20 protein-coding genes are annotated in these 21340 nt (G+C 73.5%); 10 read left to right on the forward strand and 10 right to left on the reverse strand.

Annotation, left to right across the window (positions count from 1 at the left end; all coding sequences use genetic code 11):
* Positions 1–6 precede the first annotated feature (6 nt).
* The 4 genes from nadC to ACFZDI_RS20825 are packed head-to-tail and all read right to left on the reverse strand — an operon-like array spanning position 7 to position 4620.
* A complete protein-coding gene (gene nadC, locus ACFZDI_RS20810; RefSeq protein ID WP_391252328.1) occupies positions 7–981 on the reverse strand; it encodes a carboxylating nicotinate-nucleotide diphosphorylase in 975 nt (324 codons plus the stop codon).
* Positions 982–986: 5 nt separating this feature from the next.
* Positions 987–2696 (reverse strand): L-aspartate oxidase, encoded by a 1710-nt coding sequence (locus ACFZDI_RS20815; RefSeq protein ID WP_391252331.1) that lies wholly within the window; start codon positions 2694–2696, stop codon positions 987–989.
* Positions 2693–3694, reverse strand: a complete 1002-nt coding sequence (gene panC, locus ACFZDI_RS20820; protein ID WP_391252333.1) for a pantoate--beta-alanine ligase — start codon at positions 3692–3694, stop codon at positions 2693–2695. The genes ACFZDI_RS20815 and panC overlap by 4 nt, the downstream gene beginning before the upstream one ends.
* Positions 3691–4620 (reverse strand): DUF2520 domain-containing protein, encoded by a 930-nt coding sequence (locus ACFZDI_RS20825; protein ID WP_391252335.1) that lies wholly within the window; start codon positions 4618–4620, stop codon positions 3691–3693. Before ACFZDI_RS20825 ends, panC begins: the two co-directional genes overlap by 4 nt.
* Positions 4621–4809: 189 nt before the next feature.
* Between ACFZDI_RS20825 and ACFZDI_RS20830 the strand changes: the two genes are divergently transcribed.
* Positions 4810–6051, forward strand: coding sequence for a beta-eliminating lyase-related protein (locus tag ACFZDI_RS20830; protein ID WP_391252337.1), 1242 nt, complete (start codon positions 4810–4812; stop codon positions 6049–6051).
* A gap of 44 nt (positions 6052–6095) precedes the next feature.
* On the opposite strand, the gene ACFZDI_RS20835 is transcribed toward ACFZDI_RS20830, so the two are convergent.
* Complete coding sequence (locus tag ACFZDI_RS20835) at positions 6096–6299, reverse strand: hypothetical protein (RefSeq protein ID WP_234749905.1); 204 nt, start codon at positions 6297–6299, stop codon at positions 6096–6098.
* A gap of 158 nt (positions 6300–6457) precedes the next feature.
* Here ACFZDI_RS20835 and ACFZDI_RS20840 point away from each other — a divergent pair, with 158 nt between their 5' ends.
* Entirely contained in the window at positions 6458–7564 is a 1107-nt protein-coding gene (locus ACFZDI_RS20840) for a DUF5937 family protein (protein ID WP_234749906.1), read from the forward strand.
* A 52-nt stretch (positions 7565–7616) separates the two neighbouring features.
* Here the strand turns inward: ACFZDI_RS20840 and ACFZDI_RS20845 are convergent, their stop codons facing one another.
* Both ACFZDI_RS20845 and ACFZDI_RS20850 read right to left on the reverse strand, forming a co-directional pair.
* A complete protein-coding gene (locus tag ACFZDI_RS20845) occupies positions 7617–8285 on the reverse strand; it encodes a response regulator transcription factor (RefSeq protein ID WP_234749908.1) in 669 nt (222 codons plus the stop codon).
* An 88-nt stretch (positions 8286–8373) separates the two neighbouring features.
* The gene (locus ACFZDI_RS20850; RefSeq protein ID WP_234749910.1) at positions 8374–9567 is read right to left on the reverse strand and encodes a sensor histidine kinase; all 1194 of its coding nucleotides are present in this window, start codon (positions 9565–9567) and stop codon (positions 8374–8376) included.
* 118 nt (positions 9568–9685) lie between these two features.
* Between ACFZDI_RS20850 and ACFZDI_RS20855 the strand changes: the two genes are divergently transcribed.
* Positions 9686–10696, forward strand: coding sequence for an SAM-dependent methyltransferase (locus tag ACFZDI_RS20855; RefSeq protein ID WP_391252340.1), 1011 nt, complete (start codon positions 9686–9688; stop codon positions 10694–10696).
* 25 nt (positions 10697–10721) lie between these two features.
* Here the strand turns inward: ACFZDI_RS20855 and ACFZDI_RS20860 are convergent, their stop codons facing one another.
* Positions 10722–11873 (reverse strand): NADH-quinone oxidoreductase subunit D, encoded by a 1152-nt coding sequence (locus ACFZDI_RS20860; RefSeq protein WP_234749913.1) that lies wholly within the window; start codon positions 11871–11873, stop codon positions 10722–10724.
* 31 nt (positions 11874–11904) lie between these two features.
* Here ACFZDI_RS20860 and ACFZDI_RS20865 point away from each other — a divergent pair, with 31 nt between their 5' ends.
* Positions 11905–12435 carry a PH domain-containing protein gene (locus tag ACFZDI_RS20865; protein ID WP_361113357.1) on the forward strand — a complete coding sequence of 177 codons (531 nt, stop codon included), beginning with the start codon at positions 11905–11907 and terminating at the stop codon, positions 12433–12435.
* Positions 12432–13766: a PH domain-containing protein gene (locus tag ACFZDI_RS20870; protein ID WP_391252343.1), complete on the forward strand. Its 1335-nt coding sequence runs from the start codon at positions 12432–12434 to the stop codon at positions 13764–13766. Before ACFZDI_RS20865 ends, ACFZDI_RS20870 begins: the two co-directional genes overlap by 4 nt.
* Positions 13767–14023: 257 nt before the next feature.
* Here the strand turns inward: ACFZDI_RS20870 and ACFZDI_RS20875 are convergent, their stop codons facing one another.
* The gene (locus ACFZDI_RS20875) at positions 14024–15340 is read right to left on the reverse strand and encodes a hypothetical protein (protein ID WP_391252345.1); all 1317 of its coding nucleotides are present in this window, start codon (positions 15338–15340) and stop codon (positions 14024–14026) included.
* Positions 15341–15469: 129 nt separating this feature from the next.
* Positions 15470–16594 (reverse strand): alpha/beta hydrolase-fold protein, encoded by a 1125-nt coding sequence (locus tag ACFZDI_RS20880; RefSeq protein ID WP_391252347.1) that lies wholly within the window; start codon positions 16592–16594, stop codon positions 15470–15472.
* 230 nt (positions 16595–16824) lie between these two features.
* On the opposite strand from ACFZDI_RS20880, the gene ACFZDI_RS20885 reads away from it, so the two are divergent.
* From ACFZDI_RS20885 to folK, 5 genes are all read left to right on the forward strand, one after another.
* On the forward strand, positions 16825–18666 hold the full coding sequence (locus ACFZDI_RS20885; protein WP_391252349.1) for a phosphatidylglycerol lysyltransferase domain-containing protein: 1842 nt from the start codon (positions 16825–16827) through the stop codon (positions 18664–18666).
* 72 nt (positions 18667–18738) lie between these two features.
* A complete protein-coding gene (folP, locus tag ACFZDI_RS20890) occupies positions 18739–19629 on the forward strand; it encodes a dihydropteroate synthase (protein ID WP_234749923.1) in 891 nt (296 codons plus the stop codon).
* Entirely contained in the window at positions 19626–20132 is a 507-nt protein-coding gene (locus ACFZDI_RS20895) for a nuclear transport factor 2 family protein (RefSeq protein WP_234749925.1), read from the forward strand. Before folP ends, ACFZDI_RS20895 begins: the two co-directional genes overlap by 4 nt.
* Positions 20133–20368: 236 nt before the next feature.
* On the forward strand, positions 20369–20728 hold the full coding sequence (gene folB, locus ACFZDI_RS20900; RefSeq protein WP_234749927.1) for a dihydroneopterin aldolase: 360 nt from the start codon (positions 20369–20371) through the stop codon (positions 20726–20728).
* Entirely contained in the window at positions 20725–21336 is a 612-nt protein-coding gene (folK, locus tag ACFZDI_RS20905) for a 2-amino-4-hydroxy-6-hydroxymethyldihydropteridine diphosphokinase (RefSeq protein WP_234749929.1), read from the forward strand. Before folB ends, folK begins: the two co-directional genes overlap by 4 nt.
* Positions 21337–21340: the final 4 nt, after the last annotated feature.

The raw sequence follows: 21340 nt of genomic DNA on the forward strand, positions 1-21340 counted from the left end.
CCGCCCCTACTCCGCCGGCCGCAGGTCCAGGCCGATGTCCAGGATCGGCGAGGAGTGGGTGAGGGCTCCGACGGCGAGGTAGTCGACGCCTGTGTCGGCGTACGCCTTGGCGTTGTCGAGGGTGAGGCGGCCGGAGGCCTCCAGGGCGGCGCGGCCCTGGACGATCGCGACGGCCTCCGCGCACTGCGCCGGCGTGAAGTTGTCCAGGAGGATCAGGTCGGCGCCGGCGTCCAGGACCTCGCGGAGCTGGTCCAGGGTGTCGACCTCGACCTCGATGGGGACCTCGGGGAAGCGTTCGCGCACCGCCTGGAAGGCCTGGGCGACACCGCCCGCGGCGACCACGTGGTTGTCCTTGACCAGGGCCGCGTCCGACAGGGACATGCGGTGGTTGACGCCGCCGCCGCAGCGGACCGCGTACTTCTCCAGCGAGCGCAGGCCCGGGGTGGTCTTGCGGGTGTCGCGGACCCGGGCCTTGGTGCCGTCCAGGACGTCCGCCCACGCGCGCGTGGCCGTCGCGATGCCCGACAGGCGGCACAGGATGTTCAGGGCGCTGCGCTCGGCCGTGAGCAGGTCACGGGTGCGGGTGGTGACGGAGAGCAGCTTCTGGCCCGCCTCGACGCGGTCGCCGTCCTCGGCGTGGCGCTCGATCTCGAGTTCCTCCTCGACGACGACCGAGATGACCGCCTCGGCGACGCGCAGGCCGGACACGGTGCCCGCCTCACGGGCGGTGAAGTCGGCCGTGGCCACCGCGTCCTCGGGAATGGTCGCCACCGTCGTCACGTCCACGCCGTGGGCCAGATCCTCCTGGAGGGCCACGTTGGCGATGTCCTCGACCTCGACGGGGTCGAGGCCGGCGTCGGCCAGGAGCTGGGCGAGTGCGGGGTCCAGGCCGCACTCCAGGTATGCCTCGTCGTCCGCGCCGCAGGCGCAGCCGTCTCCGCAGCTCCCGGAGGAGGCGAGGGGAAGGTCGGGGGTGCTCACGTCGGTCACTGCTCCTGGGGGGCCTGGGTGGGGAGGGTCGGGGGGAAGTGTGTGGTGTCCGTGGTGCGCACGGCCAGCGTGCGGTCCGGATTCAGGGTGACGACGATGTGGCGCCGCCAGGTCGTGTCGTCGCGCTCGGGGCGGTCCTCGCGCCAGTGGCAGCCCCGGGTCTCCTCGCGCAGCAGGGCGGCGGCCACCAGGACGCGGGCCACGCACAGCAGGTTGGTGGCCTCCCAGGTGTCGACGCCTGCCTCGGCCGTCTTGCCGTTCTCGGCGAGGGCCTCGCGGGCGTCGGTGTGCAGGCGCTGGAGCTGGTCGGCCGCCTTGCTGAGGGAGCCGGCCGAGCGCAGGACGCCCGCCCCGCCCGTCATGATCCGCTGGATGGCGAAACGGGCTTCCGGGGTCTGCAGGGGGTGCTCGGGGATTTCCGGGTGCGGGACCGGCTGGGGCACGCGCGCGTGCAGGCCCTCGGCCGCGATGTCGTCCGCGATGCGCTCGGCGTAGACGAGGCCTTCGAGCAGCGAGTTGGACGCCAGCCGGTTGGCTCCGTGCACGCCGGTGCAGGCGACCTCGCCGCACGCGTACAGGCCGGGGACGGTCGTCCGGCCGTGGGAGTCGGTGCGGACGCCGCCGGAGGCGTAGTGGGCGGCCGGGGCGACCGGGATGGGCTCGGTGACCGGGTCGATGCCGTGGGCCCGGCAGGCGGCCAGGATCGTCGGGAAGCGGTGCTCCCACATCTCGGCGCCGAAGTGCCGGCCGTCGAGGTACATGTGCTCGGCGTCCTGCTCCAGCATGCGGCGCAGGATGCCCTTGGCGACGATGTCGCGGGGGGCGAGTTCGGCGAGTTCGTGCTGCCCGACCATGAAGCGCACGCCGTCGGCGTCGATCAGGTGGGCGCCCTCGCCGCGCACGGCCTCGGAGACCAGGGGCTGCTGGCCCTCCGCGTCCGGGCCGAGGAACAGCACGGTCGGGTGGAACTGGACGAACTCCAGGTCGCTGACCTCCGCGCCGGCCCGAAGCGCGAGCGCCACGCCGTCGCCCGTCGACACCGACGGGTTGGTGGTCGCGGAGAAGACCTGGCCCATGCCGCCGGTCGCGAGGACCACGGCGGGGGCGTGGACGGCCCCCACGCCGTCGTGCTGGCCCTCCCCCATGACGTGCAGGGTCACACCGGCGGTGCGGCCCTCCGCGTCCGTGAGGAGGTCCAGGACGAGCGCGTTCTCGATGGTGCGCATGCCCCGCGCGCGTACGGCCTCGACCAGGGCGCGGGAGATCTCGGCACCGGTGGCGTCACCGCCGGCGTGGGCGATGCGACGGCGGTGGTGCCCGCCCTCGCGGGTGAGCGCCAGTTCACCCTCGTCGGACTCGTCGAACCGGGCGCCGGTCTCGATGAGGCGGCGTACGGCGTCGGGGCCCTCGGTGACCAGGAGCCGGACCGCGTCCTCGTCGCACAGGCCCGCGCCCGCGACCAGCGTGTCGTCGAGGTGCTGCTCGGGGGTGTCGCCCTCGCCGAGGGCCGCGGCGATGCCGCCCTGGGCCCAGCGGGTGGAGCCGTCGTCGAGACGGGCCTTGGTGACGACGACCGTCCGCAGGCCCGCGGCCTCGCAGCGCAGGGCCGCGGTCAGTCCGGCGACGCCGGAGCCGACGACGACCACGTCCGCGGCGATGGACCACCCGGCGGCGGGCGCGTGCAGACGTATGCCTGTGCTGGTCACGAGGCGGCTCCGAAGCGTGTGAAGGTGAGCGGGACGTTGTCGATCAGCCGGGTCGCCCCGACCCGGGCGGCGACGGCGAGGACCGCGTCGCCCGTGAAGTCGTCCCCGATCTCGGTGAAGTCGGACGGGTCCACCAGGGCGAGGTAGTCCAGCACGAGCGGCGGTTCGAGGCGGGCGGCCTCGTCCAGGACCTGGCGGGCGGCGGCGCGGACGGCCGACGGACCGCCGGGGACGGCCGTCGCCACGGCGTGCGCGTCCGCCGCCGCACGGGACTCCCCTATGGCGCTGAGCGCCTCGGCACGCGCGCGCGTGGCGGGCACTTCGCGGGCCCGGGCCCGCAGCGCCTCCTGCGCGGCATGCCGGTCCTGGCCCGCGAACAGCGCCCCGGACAGGGCGAGGGCGGTGCGCCGCTCGGCGGCCGACAGGTAGCGGTTACGGCTGGACAGGGCCAGGCCGTCCTCCTCGCGGACGGTGGGCACGCCGACGATCTCCACAGCGAAGTTCAGATCCCGCACCATGCGGCGGATCAGGGCCAGCTGCTGGGCGTCCTTCTGGCCGTAGAGGGCGACGTCGGGGCGGGTGAGGTGCAGCAGCTTGGCCACGACGGTGAGCATGCCGTCGAAGTGGCCGGGGCGGGAGGAGCCCTCCAGACGCTCGCCCATGGGGCCCGCGGTGACACGGACCTGCGGTTCGCCGCCCGGGTACACCTCGTCGACGGCGGGGGCGAACACGACGTCCGCGCCCGCCTCCCCGGCCACTTCGAGGTCGGCGTCCAGGGTGCGCGGGTAACGGTCGAGGTCCTCGCCCTGACCGAACTGCAGCGGGTTGACGAAGACGGTGACGACGACCTCGCCGTCCGGCCCGGCGATGCCGCGCGCGGTGCGGATCAGGGTGGCGTGGCCCTCGTGCAGGGCACCCATGGTCATCACCACGGCGCGGCGGCCCGCACGCGCGCGTGCGTGCAGGTCGGCGGCGGTGCGCAGCAGGGCGGTGGTCATCGGGCGTCCTCCTCTGTGCCGTCGGTGCCGTGGGCGAGTACCCCGAGGAGGTCCTCGGCGAGTTCCGGCTTCAGCAGGCCGTGGGCCAGGGCCCGGTCGGCGGTCGCCCGGGCCATCGCCAGGTAGCCGTCGACGGCCTGCGGGGCGTGCCGGCGCAGCTCGGTGACGTGCGCGGCGACCGTGCCCGCGTCGCCGCGCGCGACCGGGCCGGTGAGGGCCGCGTCGCCGGAGCGCAGGGCGTTGTCCAGGGCGGCGCCGAGCAGCGGTCCGAGCATCCGGTCGGGGGCGGCGACACCGGCCGCGCTCAGCAGCTCCATGGACTGGGCGACCAGCGTGACCAGATGGTTGGCGCCCAGGGCGAGCGCCGCGTGGTAGAGCGGCCGGTTCTCCTCGGCGATCCACTCCGGCTCGCCGCCCATCTCGATGACGAGGGCCTCGGCGGCCAGGCGCAGCTCCTCGGGGGCGGTGACACCGAAGGAGCAGCCGGCCAGCCGCTGGACGTCGACGGGCGTGCCCGTGAAGGTCATCGCGGGGTGCAGGGCGAGCGGCAGGGCGCCCGCGCGCAGGGCGGGGTCGAGGACCCGCGCGCCGTACCGCCCGGAGGTGTGGACGAGGAGCTGCCCGGGCCGGACCGATCCCGTGTCGGCGAGGCCGGTGACGAGGTCGGGCAGGGCGTCGTCGGGGACGGTCAGCAGCACCAGGTCGGCCCGCTTCAGGACCTCGGCGGGCGGCATCACCGGCACGTCCGGCAGCAGGTGCGCGGCGCGGCGCCGGGAGGCGTCCGACACGGCGGAGACGGCGACCGGGCGGTGCCCGGCGAGCTGCAGGGACGCGGCGAGCGCGGGACCCACACGGCCGGCGCCGACGACGCCGACGGTGAGCCGCGCGGGGCGGTCCTTGGGGTCTGGCTGTGGGGTTGTGTTCACTCGACGGCGGCCTTCCCGTTCCAGTCCGCTCCGGGTACCGGACGATTTCTCGTCATGTTAACGCGATCGGTTCGAGGGGTGTTCGGCTGTCCACAGGCTGTGCATGCCCGAGCGGCATTCCCGGAAGGGCGTGAGGCCATGCCGAAATGCGGGTGCCCCGCCGCACGCGCGCGGGGCAGGATCCGGGGCATGACCGATGCGGCGGAACGCGACGACCGGGTGACCGACGACCAGGCGACGGATGACGAGGTGACAGACGACGAGGCGACGGGCGACGAGGTGACGGGCGAGGACGGGGGCGCGGGGCTGCGCGCGAGGCGGCTGGCCGCCCATCGCACCGCCCGGCGTGTGCTCGCCCGGTTCGGTTTCCACCAGACTCTCCGGGAGCGGCTGGCGGTGCTGGAGGAGGCGGCCGCCGTCCACGACCTCGACCAGCTGTCCGACCTGTACGGCGACGGTGTCGTCGAGGCGCTGGAGACGAAGGTCGCCGGGCTGCTCGGCACCGAGGCCGCCGCGTTCTTCCCGACCGGCACGATGGCCCAGCAGGTGGCCCTGCGCTGCTGGGCGGGCCGCACCGGGAACCCGACCGTCGCCCTGCACGCGCTCAGCCATCCCGAGGTGCACGAACGCAACGCGTTCAGCGAGGTCGGCGGGCTGCGCCCGGTGCGGCTGACGAGCGAGCCGCGGATGCCCTCCGCCGCCGAGGTGCGCGACTTCGAGGAGCCCTTCGGGGCGCTGATGCTCGAACTGCCGCTCAGGGACGCCGGTTTCGTGCTGCCCACCTGGGAGGAGCTCACCGGGGTCGTCGAGGCCGCGCGGGAGCGGGACGCGGTGGTGCACTTCGACGGGGCCCGCCTGTGGGAGTCCACCGTCCACTTCGGCCGCCCCCTGGCGGAGATCGCGGGCCTGGCCGACAGCGTCTACGTGTCGTTCTACAAGTCCCTGGAGGGCTTCGGCGGTGCGGCGCTCGCGGGACCCGAGGAGCTCGTCGAGGAGGCGAAGACCTGGCGGCACCGCTACGGCGGGATGGTCTTCCAGCAGTTCCCGACCGTGCTGTCGGCGCTGGTCGGGCTCGAACGGCAGCTGCCCCGGCTGCCGGAGTACGTGGCCCACGCGCGCGTGGTGGCCGCCGCCCTGCGCGAGGGGTTCGCCGCGGCCGGTCTGCCGTGGGCACGCGTGCACCCGGAGGTGCCGCACACCCACGACTTCCAGGTGTGGCTGCCCTACGAGCCGGAGGTCCTCACCGAGGCCGCGGTCCGCACGGCCGAGGAGACCGGGGTCGTCCTGTTCGGCGGCGGCTGGGACCGGGGAGGCCCCGGTCTCGCGCTCACGGAGGTGCATGTGCGGGCCGCCGGGCTGGAGTGGAGCGCCGAGGACGTGAAGGCGGCGGTGGCGGAGTTCGTGGCCCGGCTGCCGGAACCTGTCAGGTAGGGCGGACGGTGGTCGGGAGTTCCCGGCCCGGCTGCCGGAGCGGGTCAGGTAAGGCGCCGCCGCCACCGGCTCAGGGCGTTTTGGAACCGGGGCCGGGCCGGGCGGCCCGCCAGGATCGCGCGGAGCCGGCGTTCGTCGCGCCCTTCCCGCACGACCTGCCGGTCGTGGGTGCCGGGCGCCGGCGGGGCGGGTTCGCCGAGGGTCCGGGCGCGGTAGGTGTCGAGGAGGTACTGCTGCGTGACGCTCATGCTGGATCGCCTCCGCGGGACGGGGTGATGGAGGTCCGGAGGCTTCGCGGCTGCCCGGTGGCCCCACCGTGCGCCCGGGCCGGTCGCGGCGTCGCGTCGATTGACGAGGCCCGTCAATCGACGGGGGCGTTGTCGGTGGCCCGGTGCACCATGAGGGCATGAGCGTGCACATCGACATCGAGGGGCTGCGGCCCGAGGCGGTCGCCGTCGTGCCGTCGCCCCTGGCCGAGCTCGGCATGGCGCTGCACGCTCTGTCCGAGCCGGCTCATCACCCGGGCCTGCAGGGCTGGGTGACGGCCGTGACGGCCCGGCTCGACCCGCATCTGGCCGACCGGATGTGCGAGGCGGACTTCCTGTGGCGGACGACGTTCTCGGACCTGTTCCTGCCCTGGGCGGGCCTGCCGGACCGGCGCTCGCTCCCGGGCGCGACCCTCGCCGAGGAACTGGACCAGCTCGACAAGCTGTCCGACGAGCAGTTCGTGGACACGGCACTGGAGTTCACCTGTTCCCCGGCCTACGGCGAATGCGGACCCACGGCGTTGTCCGACCCGCAGACGCGCCGCCGGACACTGGAGCTGGCCGCCGCGCGCGGACCGCGGCAACTGAGCTTCGGGGAGCGGCTGCTGGCCGATCCGCCCCGGATCCGACTTTGGCTGCGGCAGTTCCTCCAGGACTGCGAGGAGGGGTTCTTCGCGGACGTCTGGTCCCGGCTGCGCCACCAACTCGCGGCGGACGCCCGGCACAAGACGGACCTGTTGCGGCGCAAGGGCCTGGCCGAGGGACTGGCCGCGGTGTCCCCGGCGGTCACGCTCGACGCGGCCGCCACCCGGATCACGGTCGACAAGCTGGGCGACGGCCGTACGGCCACGGGCGACGGCGGCCTGCTGCTCGTCCCGACGAGCCTCGGCTGGCCGCATCTGATGGTCCTGCACCGGCACGGCTGGCAGCCGGTGCTGCACTACCCGGTCGGTTCACCGGAGCTCGCCGCACCGCAGGCGCTGGAGCAGTTGGCCCTGCGGATGACCGCGCTGTCCCATCCGGTGCGGATGCGCATGAGCCGCTATCTGGCCCGCAGCGCGCACACCACCAGCGAGCTGACCCAGGTGCTCGGCATGACGGCCCCGGAGATATCCCGGCACTTGGCCGTGCTGAAGAAGGCGGGCCTGATCACCACGCGCCGCCGCGGCCGCTACGTGCTGCACCAGCTGGACGTGACGGTGGTGGCCCGGCTCGGCAGCGAGTTCCTGGAAGGGATCCTCCGGTAGTTCTCCCGGGTGGCTCTCCGGTAGCTCCTCGGCAGCCGGCCCGCGTCCCGGATCAGCCGTGCCCGCCCGCCCGCACCAGCCCGGTCTCGTACGCCAGCACCACGACCTGCACCCGGTCCCGGAGCCCCAGCTTGGTCAGGATGCGGCCCACGTGCGTCTTCACGGTCGCCTCCGACAGCACCAGCCGCGCCGCGATCTCGCCGTTGGACAGCCCCTGCGCGACCAGCACCATGACCTCGCGCTCACGGTCGGTGAGCCGCTCCAGCTCCTTGTGCTGGGGCTGCTTGGTGCCCGGCAGCATCGGAGCGAAGCGGTCCAGCAGCCGGCGGGTGGTGGAGGGCGCGACCACCGCGTCCCCGCTGTGCACGGCCCTGATCGCGGTCAGGAGCTCGGCCGGCGGCACGTCCTTCAGCATGAAGCCGGAGGCGCCCGCCTTCAGCCCGGAGAAGGCGTACTCGTCGAGGTCGAAGGTGGTCAGGATCAGCACCTTCGGCGGGTCGGTGTCCGCGCAGATCCGGCGGGTCGTCTCCACCCCGTCGAGCTTCGGCATGCGGACGTCCATCAGCACCACGTCGACCTCGGTCGTCCGCAGTTCCTGGAGGGCCTCGACGCCGTCCCCCGCCTCCGCCACGACCTCCATGTCGGGCTGGGCGGCGAGCACCATCCGGAACCCGGTCCGCAGCAGCACCTGGTCGTCGACGAGCATCACGCGGATCGTCATCGGGCCTCTTCCATGTCGGGGTCGCCGCAAGGGGCGTTACAGGTCATCGCAGGTCGTTACAGGTGTCAGCGAGGGGCGTGCGGCCGCGTCAGTGCGCGGGTTTGAGCGGCAGCAGGGCACTGATGCGGAATCCTCCGCCCGGGCGCGGGCCGGCGTCCAGGGTGCCGCCGACCATACCGACCCGCTCGCGCATGCCGATCAGACCGTGGCCCTGCCCGTCGAACCCGCCCTCCTCGTACAGCTCGTGCGGGGCGCCCTTGCCGTCGTCCTCGACGAGCAGGCCGAGACCGTCGTCGAAGTACACCAGGCGCACGCTCGCGCCCGCTTTGGGCCCGCCGTGCTTGCGGGTGTTGGTGAGCGCCTCCTGGACGATGCGGTAGGCGGTGAGCTCGACGCCGCTGGGCAGCGGGCGGGGGGTGCCCTCGACCTTGAAGTCGACGGGCAGTCCGGACGTGCGGCACTGCTCGACGAGGTCCTCGATCTGCTGGACGTCGGGCTGCGGCACGTACTCGCCGGCCTCCTGGTGCTCACCGGTGCGCAGCACGCCGAGCAGGCGGCGCATCTCGGCGAGGGCCTGGCGCCCGGTGGAGGAGATGGTCTCCAGGGCCTTCTTCGCCTGGTCGGGCGCGGCGTCTAGGACGTAGGCGGCGCCGTCGGCCTGGACCACCATCACCGAGACGTTGTGCGCGACGACGTCGTGCAGTTCCCGTGCGATCCGGGCCCGTTCGGCGGCGACGGCCACCTTGGACTGTGCCTCGCGCTCCTTCTCCAGACGGGCGGCCCGCTCCTCCAGTTGCGCGAAGTAGGCGCGGCGGGTGCGGATGGAGTCGCCGAGTACCCAGGCGAGGGCGAAGGGGACGGTCTGCAGGACCGCCAGGGCGATGTCGCCCGCGACGCCCGTCTGCTCGTTCGACCAGCGCAACTGCGCGAGAGGGGCCGCGCACAGGCCGGCGACCAGCGCGAAGCGTGACGCCCAGCGGGCACCCTCCACCGCGACCGTGTAGACGATCACCAGCATGGCGAAGTCGGCGGGCAGGATCGCGACGTCGGTGATCAGCTGTGCTACGCCGACCGCGCAGGCCAGCAGCAGCATCTTCTCCGGCATCCGGCGGCGCAGCGCGACGACGAGGCTCAGCAGCAGCGTGATGGGGACGACGGCGGCCCATGGGCCGATCCGCTCGCCTGCCGCCCCGCCCAGCAACGAAATCCCGAGGAGGACCACGGCCCAGAAGCCGTCGACCCACATCGGGTGCCTGCGGAGGAAGTCATAGAGGCGCTGCACGTAACCCAGCGTAGGGAAGCGGGATAGGTGCAGGGGTCAACCGGAGGGCCGATCCGCACCGGGCGCGCGTACTCCGCAAGGTGGAGTTGCGTGCGTTGTGTGCGCATAGCCTGGCCCGGTGACGGCACGGACGAGGGACGAGTGGCGAGGGTGGCGCGGGTGGCGCGGGTGGCGTGAGGCGGCGCAGCACGCCCTGTACGCGCCGGGGGGCTTCTACCGGCGCGCGGAGGGGCCAGCCCGGCATTTCCGGACGTCCGTGCACGCGTCGCCGCTGTTCGCCGGGGCCGTGGCGCGGCTGCTGTGCCGGGTCGACGAGGCGCTGGGGCGGCCCGAGACGCTGGACTTCGTCGACATGGCGGCCGGGCGGGGTGAGCTGACGCGCGGGGTCCTGGCCGCGCTCCCCGCGGATGTGGCGGCGCGCACTCGCGCGTACGCCGTCGAGATCGCCGAGCGGCCCGCCGGGCTCGATCACCGGATCGAGTGGCGGGCCGTGCCCCCGGAGGGGACGACCGGGCTGCTGTTCGCCAATGAGTGGCTGGACAACGTGCCCGTGGAGGTCACGGAGGTGGACGCCGCCGGCGTCGCCCGGCTGGTCATGGTCCGGCAGGACGGGACGGAGCGGCTCGGGGAGCCGGTGACAGGGGCGTCGGCGCGGTGGCTGGAGCGGTGGTGGCCGCTGCCCGGCGAGGAAGGGCTGCGCGCCGAGATCGGACTGCCCCGGGACGAGGCCTGGGCCGGGGCGGTCGCCACGCTCCGGCGGGGCCTCGCCGTGGCCGTGGACTACGCGCACACGGCGGACACCCGGCCGCCGTTCGGGACACTCACCGGGTTCCGGGAGGGCCGGGAGACCACACCCGTCCCGGACGGTTCCTGCGACATCACGGCCCATGTCGCCCTCGACGCGTGCGCGCTGCCCGGTGGCCGCGTGCTCCCCCAGCGCGAGGCGCTGCACGCCCTGGACGTGACCGGCGCACGCCCCCCGCTCACGCTGGCCTCCACCGACCCCGCCGGGTACGTACGCGCCCTCGCGAGCGCCGGAGAGGCCGCCGAGCTCACCGCGCCGGGCGGCCTGGGCGGCTTCGGCTGGCTGGTCCAGCCGGTCGGGATCCCGGACCCCTTCCGGGGATGAGCTTTGCTCGTTCCGGCGGTGAGCCCTACTTGTCGATGTCCCCGACCACGAAGAACATCGACCCCAGGATCGCCACCATGTCCGCCACCAGCGTCCCCGGCAGCAGCTCCGTCAGCGCCTGGATGTTGTTGTACGACGCCGAGCGCAGCTTCAGCCGGTAGGGCGTCTTCTCGCCCTTGCTGACGAGGTAGTAGCCGTTGATGCCGAGGGGGTTCTCGGTCCACGCGTACGTGTGGCCCTCGGGTGCCTTGAGGACCTTCGGGAGCCGCTGGTTGACCGGCCCGGGCGGCAGCTCGGCGAGCCGGTCCAGGCAGGCGTCGGCCAGGTCCAGCGCGTTGTGCGTCTGCTCCAGGAGGCACTCGAAGCGGGCGAGGCAGTCGCCCTCCTGCCGGGTGACCACCTTCAGGGTGTCCTGGAGGTCGCCGTAGGCGAGGTACGGCTCGTCCCGGCGCAGGTCGAAGTCGACGCCCGAGGCACGGCCGATCGGTCCGCTGACCCCGTAGGCGTGCACGGTCTCGGCGGTGAGGGTGCCGACGCCCCGGGTGCGGCCCCGGAAGATCTCGTTGCCGAGCACCAGGTCGTCGAAGCGGTCCATCCGGGAGCGCACGTCGGCGACGGCGGTGCGCGCGCGGGTGGTCCACCCGGCCGGCAGGTCCTCCTTGAGGCCGCCCACGCGGTTGAACATGTAGTGCATCCGCCCGCCGGAGATCTCCTCCATGACGTGCTGGAGTTCCTCGCGCTCGTTGAAGGCGTAGAAGATCGGGGTGATCCCGCCCAGCTCCAGCGGGTACGAGCCGAGAAACATCAGGTGGTTGAGCACCCGGTTCAGCTCGGCGAGCAGCGTGCGCAGCCACACCGCGCGCTCGGGCACCTCCATGCCGAGCATCCGCTCCACCGCGAGGACGACGCCGAGCTCGTTGGAGAACGCCGACAGCCAGTCGTGCCGGTTGGCGAGCATGATGATCTGGCGGTAGTCGCGCGCCTCGAAGAGTTTCTCCGCGCCGCGGTGCATGTAGCCGATCACCGGCTCGGCATGCGTGATGCGCTCGCCGTCCAGGACGAGCTTCAGCCGCAGCACGCCGTGGGTGGACGGGTGCTGCGGTCCGATGTTGAGCACCATGTCGGTGCTCTCCGCGGCGCCGCCGATTCCGACCATGGTCTCCGTCGTAGGAGTCATGGACACAGTCTCTCCTACGTACGCTGGCCCCATGGATACGGGGAGTCCGCAGAACACGGGGCCGGTGGGACCGCAGGGCACGGTCGAGGCCGCCGGGGGTGAGCCGGAGTGGATCGCGCTGCCGCCCGGCCTGCTGAGGATGCGCCGGCTGCTGCTGGTCGTGTGGCTCGGGCTGATCGCCCTGGCGGCCGGGCTGCTGCCGGGGCTGCTGGCCGGTCCCGCCTGGGCCGCCTTCGCCCTGCCGCCGCTGGCGCTGATGGCCTGGGGCTGGGTGATGACCGAGCGCAACTGGCGTTCCTGGCGGTACGCCGAGCGAGCCGACGACCTGCTGATCAGCCGGGGCGTGCTGTGGCGCGAGGAGACGGTCGTGCCGTACGGGCGGATGCAGCTCGTCGAGGTCACCTCCGGGCCCGTCGAGCGGCACTTCGGGCTGGCCAGCGTGCAGTTGCACACGGCCGCCGCGGCGACCGACGCGACCATCCCCGGGCTGGACCCGGCCGAGGCGGAACGGCTGCGCGACCGGCTCACCGAGCTGGGCGAAGCCCGGTCGGCGGGGCTGTGACGGCCCCCGGGGCCGCTCAGGCCCCCGAGGCCGCAGCGGAGATCACCGAGCGGCGACTGCACCCCGTCACACCCCTGCGCCGCGCCTGGGCCCCGGTCGCCGTGCTGTTCGGCTGGGCCGTGCACGACCCCGACGGGGCGCAGCGCCAGCTGACCCGGCTGACGACGACCACGCTGCTGATCGGTCTCGCCGTGCTCATCCCGGCCGCCGCCCTCTACGGCTTCTGCTCCTGGTGGTTCACGCACTTCGCGGTGACCGGGAACGAGCTGCGCATCCGCACCGGGCTCGTCTTCCGGCGCACCGCACACATCCGGCTGGAGCGCATCCAGGCCATCGACGTCACCCAGCCGCTGCTCGCCCGGGTGGCGGGCGTGGCCAAGCTCAAACTCGACGTCATAGGCACCGACAAGAAGGACGAACTGGCCTTCCTCGGTGCGGACGAGGCACGGACGCTGCGGGCCGAACTGCTCGCCCGGGCCGCCGGTTTCGCACCCGAGACCGCGCACGAGGTCGGGGAGGCCCCGGTCCGGCAACTGCTGCGGGTGCCGCCCGGGGTGCTCGCCCTGGCGCTGGTGCTGACGGGCGCGACCTGGGGGTCGCTGGCCGCCGCGCTGGTCGTTCCGCCGGTGCTGTGGCTGGTCACCCACAGCCTGTGGACGGTCCTCGCGGTCGCCCTGCCGCTGCTGGGCGCGGCGGGCGCGAGCAGCGCGGGGCGGTTCGTCGCCGAGTACGACTGGACGGTGGGCGAGTCGCCCGACGGGCTGCGCATCGACCACGGGCTGCTGGACCGGGCGCACGAGACGGTGCCGCCGGGGCGCGTGCAGACCGTGCGGATCGTGGAACCGCTGCTGTGGCGGCGGCGCGGCTGGGTGCGGGTGGAGCTGGACGTGGCGGGCTCGTCCAACTCCGTGCTGGTGCCGGTCGCTCCGCGTGCCCTCGCCGAGGAGGTCGTCGCGCGGGTGCTGCCGGGGGTGAGTGTGCCGGGGCCCGCGACGCTGTCACCGGCGCCGCGCCGCGCCCGCTGGTGCGTGCCCCTGTGGTGGCGCGGGTACGGACTCGCCGTCACGGACGCGGTGTTCGCGGCCCGGTCCGGGCTGCTGGAACGGAGCCTGGCGCTGGTGCCGCACGCCAAGGTGCAGAGTGTGCGCATGACGCAGGGGCCGTGGGAACGGGCCCGGGGCGTCGCCGACGTGTGTGTGGACACGGGCGCGAACAAGACGGTGCGGGCGCGGCTGCGGGACGCCGACGAGGCACGCGAACTGCTGGCGGCCCAGGCCGAACGCTCCCGAACGGGCCGCAGGGACGCCCGCCCGGACCGCTGGATGGCCTGACCCGCCGGGCGCAGGGCCGCACGACCGGGCCCGCGGGACGGCCCGCTCCGACAGGCGCGCACACCCCCGCCGGACGCGGGGACCCGCGCCGGACCCGCGGGACGGCCCGCCCCGCCGGACGAGGGAACCCGGGCCGGACCACTGATGGCCGGGCCTGACGGACGCAAGGACCCGCGCCGGACCGCTGGACGGCAGGACCACCGCCACGACGAAGGGCCCCCGGCCGTGGCCGGGGGCCCTTCGTCGTCGACCGGGCGTCAGGACACCGCGCTGCGCAGGCCCTGTACGTCGATCTGTTCCGTCTCGTCGTGGGCGGTCAGGTCGATGACCTGGCCGATACCGCGCGACTCCTCGTCGGCCGGCTTGTAGCGGGCCTCGGTCTCGGCCTTGTGAAGGGCGAGCGCCTCCTGGCCGACGACATCGGCGAGGTCCTCGTTCTGCACGGCCTCCAGGGCCGCCGGGGACGTACCGGCCTTGGTGCCGAAGAAGTCGAACCCGCCCCCGGCCTGCGGACGCCGCACCGGCGACTGCGGCGGGACGGCCACGGCGGTCGGCACGGTGAAGTGCCCGGAACGCCGCCCCGCGGGCTGCTCGGCCCGCGCGGGCTCCGGAAGTCGGCCGGTCTCACCGGCCGGTACCGCGCCCTCGTCGGCCGGCACGGCGCTCTCCCCCTCGCCCACGGACGTCTCAGCGCCCGCCACCGACGTCTCGGCGCCCGGCACGGTCGTCTCGGCGGTCGTGTGCTCGTGGTCGTCGGCCGCCGTCCCGGACCGCTCCTTCGCCTTCTCCTGCGGCGCCTGCTCCGACTGCTCGCGCTCCTGCTCCTGCTCGGGCTCGGGCTCCAAGTCCTGCGCGGCCCGCGCCTCCTGCGCATCCTCGTCCTTCGGCACGCCGTCGCCGTCACCGTCGCCGCCGCCGTCCGGGTCGGGGACCGTCTCGCCGTCGAACCGGGCGAGCGCCACCGCGGCCCGCAGGAACAGCCGGGATCCCTCCGGCGAGAACACGGCCGGAACCCCGGGCTCCTCCTCCACGGTGAGAGCGTCTGGAGCCTCGTCCGGCTCCGCCGGTGCCTCCGCCGCGTCCGACGCCCCCGCCGGCAGCGCGGCCCGCACCGGAGCGGTCGCCTCTATCTCGAGCACCCGGCGATCCTCCAGGACGCTCGCGCGCTCCGCCTCCGCCGTGGCGTACCGGCGCAGCAGCGCGGCGTGCTCGTTGCGCAGGCCGGCCAGCTCCGTGCGCTTGGCGCGCAGCCGCTGCTCCAGCTTCCCGCGCAGTTCGCGCGACTCCTCGAGGTCGGCCTCCAGTTCGGCGACCCGCTCCTCGAAGCGCCACTCGTCGCTCGCCCGCGCGCGCGTGAGGTCGGCGACGCGCTTGCCCGCCTGGGTGTCCCAACGACGCAGCACGACCGCGCCGATGACCGCCGTCGCCGCGGCGGCCGCGGCCAGGCCGCGGAGCAGCATCGGCTCCGTGAACACCCAGGGCCCCAGAGCGCAGACGAGGGAGACGCCTGCGATCGCCGACGGGGGCAGCATCCTGTGCAGGGGCGGGGAATGGCGGTGACGTCCACGTGGCATGGCCAGAAACTTACCGCGCGTAGGCGAATCATGGTGACCCACCCCGCAAAAACAAAGCCACACTGAAACGTTCACACCACATCAGAACTCGGGGAGAAGCGGAATCGACCGCTCATCCAATTCCCAAGATCATTTCCAGGGGCCGCTCAGCCGCCCGCTCATCCACTCCAGCGCCGCCGGAATCTCGCGCCGCCAGGTGTTGAAGTTGTGCCCGCCGCTTTCGAGGATGATCGACGAGATCCGCGTCCGCCCGGTGTCCCTCACGCGCTCGATGAACCGCAGCGTGTCCCGGTAGTCCTTCTCGCCGACCTTGCTGCTGCTGACCAGCAGGGACGTATCGGGAGCGGGCCGGTGGGCGAGGAACCACAGGAGATCCGCGTGATTGCGCAGCGCCTTGTCTCCCTGGAAGAGATCACCCGTCGTGGCGTCGATCGGCGCCTTGAAGTACGGCGACAGCCCCGCCCCGGCACCGTACACATCGGGATGGTGAAGGGCGATCTTCAACGCGCAGTATCCGCCCGTCGAGTTGCCGATGATGCCCAGTCCGCCCGGCTTTTGGGCCACCCTGTAGTGCGTGCGCAACGCGTCGGGGAGATCCTCGGCGAAGAACGACTCGGTCTGCGGACCGCCCGGGATGTCGACGCACTCCGTGTCCCGGGGCGGCGCCACCGTCGGCCGCAGCATCACCAGGATCATCGGCTTCGCCCGGCCCGCCCGGCTCAGTTCCAGCGCCGTACGCGGATAGTGGAGCTTGTCCACCAGCGCCGACGCCGTACCCGGATAGCCCGTCAGCACGACGGCCGTGGGGAACCGGTGGGTGCGGTACCGCGGCTGGAAGTACTCCGGCGGCAGATAGACGTAGGCGGGCGAGGCGATGTGCGTCGTACGGCCCACGATGTCGACCTGCTGGATCCGGCCGCCGGTCCGCGGCGGCGCACCGCCCGCCCCCGGCACCCGGCGCGAGCCGACCACCTCCAACGGGCCCCCGCCCGGAGGGTGGTCGACGACGACCCCTTGGTCCTTCTCCTGACCGAACAGATCCGCCCAGCTCGCGTAGAACCCGAAGGACTGGTTGGCGGCGAGGCCCACCGCGGCGAACAACGCCACCTGGGTGCCCAGCAGCAGGCCGATACGCCCGCCCACGGCCCGCAGGCTGCGCCGGGCCAGCCGCGGCCACAGCCAGACCGTGCCGGTGAACAGCAGCACGGCGGACAGCACCGCCGACACCAGCACCGGGTTACTCGTCAGACTCATGGGTGACTACCCGTCCACACTCTCCGCCCGGCCGCCCCGCGTGCACACCTTCGCAAGGGCTTGTCCCGGACTTTCCCCGACCTTTGAAGCGGCTTTGACATGGGGAGTGAACCTCTCTCCCCGAGACACCGTCCTAGAGGGCGCAATGTCGCCGGATGCCCGAATCGGCACCGGATCCAAGGTCTCTCGCAGAACTACGGGATGCGATGTCTGTCAGGACAGATGAGGAAATGTCGGGTGGGGTTCCGCCTCGCGGCAACGGAAGCGGCCCGGTCCGCCCGGGCCGGCTGAGCCGGATGGCGCGGGGGCCACGCCCCGAGGCCGTCCCCGTCCTCGTCGGCAGAGCCTGCGCCCTGGTGGGCGTCCTGGACATCGCCGCGGGCGTCTTCCCCCGCTTCCGGTACAGCAGGATGCACGCACTCGCCGAGGTCCTGCCCGGCGCGCTCGGCCCGTTCGCGGCCGCCCTGTCCCTCAGCACCGGTGTGCTGTTGCTGCTGCTCGCCCACGGCCTCAAGCGCGGCAAGCGCCGGGCCTGGCGGGCCGCGGTGGCGCTCCTGCCCGCGGGGGCCGTCGCCCAGTTCACCTACCGGCACTCGCTCCTGGGCGTGCTGATCTCCCTGGCGCTGCTCGCCCCCCTGCTGCGCCACCGCGACCAGTTCAACGCCCTGCCCGACCCGCGCAGCCGCTGGAAGGCCCTCGCCAACTTCGTGCTCATGAGCGCCGGTTCCCTCGCGCTCGGACTGCTCGTCGTCAACGTCCACAGCGGACGCATCGTCGGCGACCCCAGCCTCGCCGATCGCATCACCCACGTCATCTACGGCCTGTTCGGCTTCGAGGGCCCGGTCGACTACCGGGGCGACACCTCCTGGACCGTCGCCTTCTCGCTCGGCGCGCTGGGCCTGCTCACCGCCGTCACCACCATCTACCTGGCGTTCCGCCCCGAGCACCCGGCCGCACGGCTCACCGAGGAGGACGAGGCCCGGCTGCGCGTCCTGCTGGACAAGCACGGGCGCCGCGACTCCCTCGGCCACTTCGCGCTGCGCCGCGACAAGGCCGTCGTCTTCTCCCCCAGCGGCAAGGCGGCGGTGACCTACCGGGTCGTCTCCGGCGTGATGCTCGCCAGCGGAGACCCGATCGGCGACGTCGAGGCCTGGCCCGGCGCCATCGAACGGTTCATGGACGAGGCCAGGGCTCACTCCTGGACCCCCGCCGTCATGGGCTGCTCCGAGACCGGTGGCGAGGTGTGGACTCGCGAGACCGGGCTCGACGCCCTCGAACTGGGCGACGAGGCGGTGGTGGACGTCGCGGATTTCTCCCTGGCCGGCCGCGCGATGCGCAACGTGCGCCAGATGGTCAAGCGCATCGAGCGGGCCGGTTACGAAACCCGGGTACGACGTGTCCGTGACCTCGGCGAGGCCGAACTGGAGCGCATCCGCCGCGCCTGTGACGACTGGCGGGGCACCGACACCGAGCGCGGCTTCTCCATGGCCCTCGGCCGCGTCGGCGACCCTGCCGACGGCGACTGCCTGATCGCCACCGCCCACAAACAGGACGACCATCCGGGCCCCCACGGGGACCTGAAGGCGGTCCTGCACTTCGTGCCCTGGGGCACCGACGGCGCCTCCCTGGACCTGATGCGCCGCGACCGCTCGGCCGACCCCGGCATGAACGAACTGCTCATCGTGGCAGCCCTCCAGGCCGCCCCCCGGTTCGGCATCGCCCGGGTCTCCCTCAACTTCGCCATGTTCCGCGCGGCCCTGGCCCGCGGCGAGAAGATCGGCGCCGGCCCGGTGCTGCGTGCCTGGCGCGGACTGCTGGTCTTCCTCTCCCGCTGGTTCCAGATCGAGTCCCTCTACAAGTTCAACGCCAAGTTCCAGCCGCGCTGGGAGCCGCGCTTCGTCGTCTACCGCGCCTCGGCCGACCTCCCCCGCATCGGGTTCGCCGCCATGCAGGCCGAAGGCTTCGTCAACCTCGCCCTGCCCCTGCCGGGCTTCCTGCGCCGCCGCCGCACGGCCGCCCCGCGCCCCTGCGCCCACAGCGCCACGGCCGAACGCGACGTCCGGGCGGCGTGACGCCGCCCCCGCCCGGGCCCGCCGCCCGGGCCGCGGCGCCTGACGGCCCCCGCCGGGGCCTACGCTGAACATATGAGCAACCAGAGCGGACGCGGGCGCGTGGCCGGCCTACCGGAACGGGACCGCTGCGCGGTCATGGGAGTCGTGAACGTCACCCCCGACTCCTTCTCCGACGGCGGCCGCTTCTTCGACACCACGGCCGCCGTCAAACGCGGCCTCGGCCTGGTCACCGAGGGCGCGGACCTGATCGACGTCGGCGGCGAGTCCACCCGCCCCGGAGCCACCCGGGTCGACGAGGACGAGGAACTGAGGCGCGTCATCCCCGTTGTCCGCGGCCTGGCCTCCGAGGGCGTCACGGTCTCCGTCGACACCATGCGCGCCTCAGTCGCCGAACGGGCCCTCGCGGCCGGCGCCGCCCTCGTCAACGACGTCAGCGGCGGCCTCGCCGACCCCCGCATGATCCCGGCCGTCGCCGACGCCGGTGCCCCCTTCGTGGTCATGCACTGGCGCGGCTTCCTCCAGGGCGGCAACGTCAGGGGCGAGTACGCCGACGTCGTCACCGAGGTCGTCGACGAACTGCACGCGCGCGTGGAGGCCGTGCTGGCCGGCGGCATCGCCCCCGACCGCGTCATCGTCGACCCCGGCCTCGGCTTCTCCAAGGACGCCGAGCACGACCTCGCCCTCCTCGCGAGCCTCGACCGCGTCCTCGACCTCGGCCACCCGCTGCTCGTCGCCGCCTCCCGCAAACGCTTCCTGGGCCGGGTCCTCGCCGGCCCCGACGGCCCGCCACCGCCCGCGCGCGAACGGGACGCGGCCACCGCCGCCGTCTCCGCGCTCGCGGCGCACGCCGGCGCGTGGGCGGTGCGCGTCCACGAGGTGCGCGCCACGGCCGACGCCGTCCGCGTCGTCCGCGCCATCACGGGCGCCCGCCCGGCCGGAACCAGCGCAGAAGGAGCCCGGTGAGCGCCCCGCACACCGACGTCGAACAGGTCGAGGCCGCCAACACCGCTTTCTACGAGGCACTCGAGCAGGGCGACTTCGAGGAACTGGCGTCGCTCTGGCTGACCCCCTCCGACCTGGGCGTCGACGAGACCTATCACGACCCGGCCGACGCCGGCGTCGTCTCCTGCGTCCACCCCGGCTGGCCCGTGCTCACCGGCCGCGGTGAGGTCCTCAGGTCGTACGCGCTGATCATGGCGAACACCGATTACATCCAGTTCTTCCTGACCGACGTGCACGTCTCGGTCACCGGCGACACCGCTCTGGTGAACTGCACGGAGAACATCCTCAGCGGCGGCCCCGCCCCCGAGGGCGCCGGCGAGGAGCTCGGCCCGCTCGTCGGGCAGCTCGTGGTCGCCACCAACGTGTTCCGGCGCACGCCCCAGGGGTGGAAACTCTGGTCGCACCACGCTTCCCCCGTGCTGGCCGAAACCGACGAGGACGAGCAGGACGACACCCCCGCCTGAGTGGGTACGCGCCAGGAAGTGGTTGGAATCACCTACGCCCGGGTAGGGGCGGCTACCAGCCTGTGCACCGACGGGTTCCCCAGGGGAAACGCTGGATGAATCCTGCCGGGCCCGGCCACGGCCGCGGCCCCGTGGCCCGGGTCCGTCCGCGCCCGCAGGTAGATTCGACCGAGGCCGGTGTGCCGCCCGCACACGGCACCGACCGGCCCTGACCGACGATTGCAGGAGTGATTCGCGTGGATCGTGTCGCGCTGCGCGGCCTCAAGGCCCGCGGGCACCACGGTGTGTTCCCCGAGGAACGCGCAGAGGGCCAGACCTTCATCGTGGACCTCGTCCTCGGCCTGGACACCCGACCGGCCGCGGCCGACGACGACCTGGCGAAGACGGTGCACTACGGCGTCGTGGCGGAGGAGGTCGTGGCCGTCGTCCAGGGCGAGCCCGTCGACCTCATCGAGACGCTCGCCGAGCGCATCGCCCAGGCCTGTCTGCGGCACGAGGGAGTACAGGAGGTCGAGGTCTGCGTCCACAAGCCGAACGCCCCGATCACCGTCCCCTTCGACGACGTGACCGTCACCATCACCCGGAGCCGAGTATGACCGCGCCCTTCATCCAGGGTCCGACCGACCCGACCGTCCAGCCGGTGCCCGCCTCCGTGGTCGAGAAGGTCGACGCCGCCGACACGACCCTGTCCAACCCCAAACGGGCCGTGGTCGCCCTCGGCTCCAACCTCGGCAACCGGCTGGAGACCCTCCAGGGAGCCATCGACGCCCTCGAGGACACGCCCGGCGTCCGCGTCAAGGGCGTCTCCCCCGTCTACGAGACCGAGCCCTGGGGCGTGGACCCCGGCAGCCAGCCCGCCTACTTCAACGCCGTCGTGGTCCTCAAGACCACCCTGCCGCCGTCCTCGCTCCTGGAGCGCGCGCACGCGGTCGAGGAGGCCTTCCACCGCGTCCGGGACGAGCACTGGGGCCCCCGCACCCTCGACGTCGACATCGTCTCCTACGCCGATGTCGTCTCCGACGACCCGCAGCTCACACTCCCCCACCCCCGCGCCCACGAGCGCGCCTTCGTCCTGGCCCCCTGGCACGACCTGGACCCCGAGGCCCAGCTGCCCGGCCGCGGCCCCGTCGCCGGTCTCCTCGACGTCGTCACCCGTGACGGGGTGGCGGCCCGCGCCGACCTGGAACTCCGGCTGCCCGAGTAGCCGT

It is taken from the genome of Streptomyces sp. NPDC007907, from assembly GCF_042959365.1.
Lineage (GTDB): Bacteria > Actinomycetota > Actinomycetes > Streptomycetales > Streptomycetaceae > Streptomyces > Streptomyces indiaensis.

What these genes read in the sequence shown, in the direction of transcription:
- ACFZDI_RS20880 (WP_391252347.1), bottom strand. Translation starts at nt 16,594, where the DNA reads ATGAGTCTGACGAGTAACCCGGTGCTGGTGTCGGCGGTGCTGTCCGCC.
- folP (WP_234749923.1), top strand. Translation starts at nt 18,739, where the DNA reads ATGAGCAACCAGAGCGGACGCGGGCGCGTGGCCGGCCTACCGGAACGG.
- panC (WP_391252333.1), bottom strand. Translation starts at nt 3,694, where the DNA reads ATGACCACCGCCCTGCTGCGCACCGCCGCCGACCTGCACGCACGCGCG.
- ACFZDI_RS20865 (WP_361113357.1), top strand. Translation starts at nt 11,905, where the DNA reads ATGGATACGGGGAGTCCGCAGAACACGGGGCCGGTGGGACCGCAGGGC.
- ACFZDI_RS20840 (WP_234749906.1), top strand. Translation starts at nt 6,458, where the DNA reads ATGAGCGTGCACATCGACATCGAGGGGCTGCGGCCCGAGGCGGTCGCC.
- ACFZDI_RS20875 (WP_391252345.1), bottom strand. Translation starts at nt 15,340, where the DNA reads ATGCCACGTGGACGTCACCGCCATTCCCCGCCCCTGCACAGGATGCTG.
- ACFZDI_RS20845 (WP_234749908.1), bottom strand. Translation starts at nt 8,285, where the DNA reads ATGACGATCCGCGTGATGCTCGTCGACGACCAGGTGCTGCTGCGGACC.
- ACFZDI_RS20830 (WP_391252337.1), top strand. Translation starts at nt 4,810, where the DNA reads ATGACCGATGCGGCGGAACGCGACGACCGGGTGACCGACGACCAGGCG.
- ACFZDI_RS20835 (WP_234749905.1), bottom strand. Translation starts at nt 6,299, where the DNA reads ATGAGCGTCACGCAGCAGTACCTCCTCGACACCTACCGCGCCCGGACC.
- ACFZDI_RS20860 (WP_234749913.1), bottom strand. Translation starts at nt 11,873, where the DNA reads ATGACTCCTACGACGGAGACCATGGTCGGAATCGGCGGCGCCGCGGAG.
- ACFZDI_RS20885 (WP_391252349.1), top strand. Translation starts at nt 16,825, where the DNA reads ATGTCGGGTGGGGTTCCGCCTCGCGGCAACGGAAGCGGCCCGGTCCGC.
- folK (WP_234749929.1), top strand. Translation starts at nt 20,725, where the DNA reads ATGACCGCGCCCTTCATCCAGGGTCCGACCGACCCGACCGTCCAGCCG.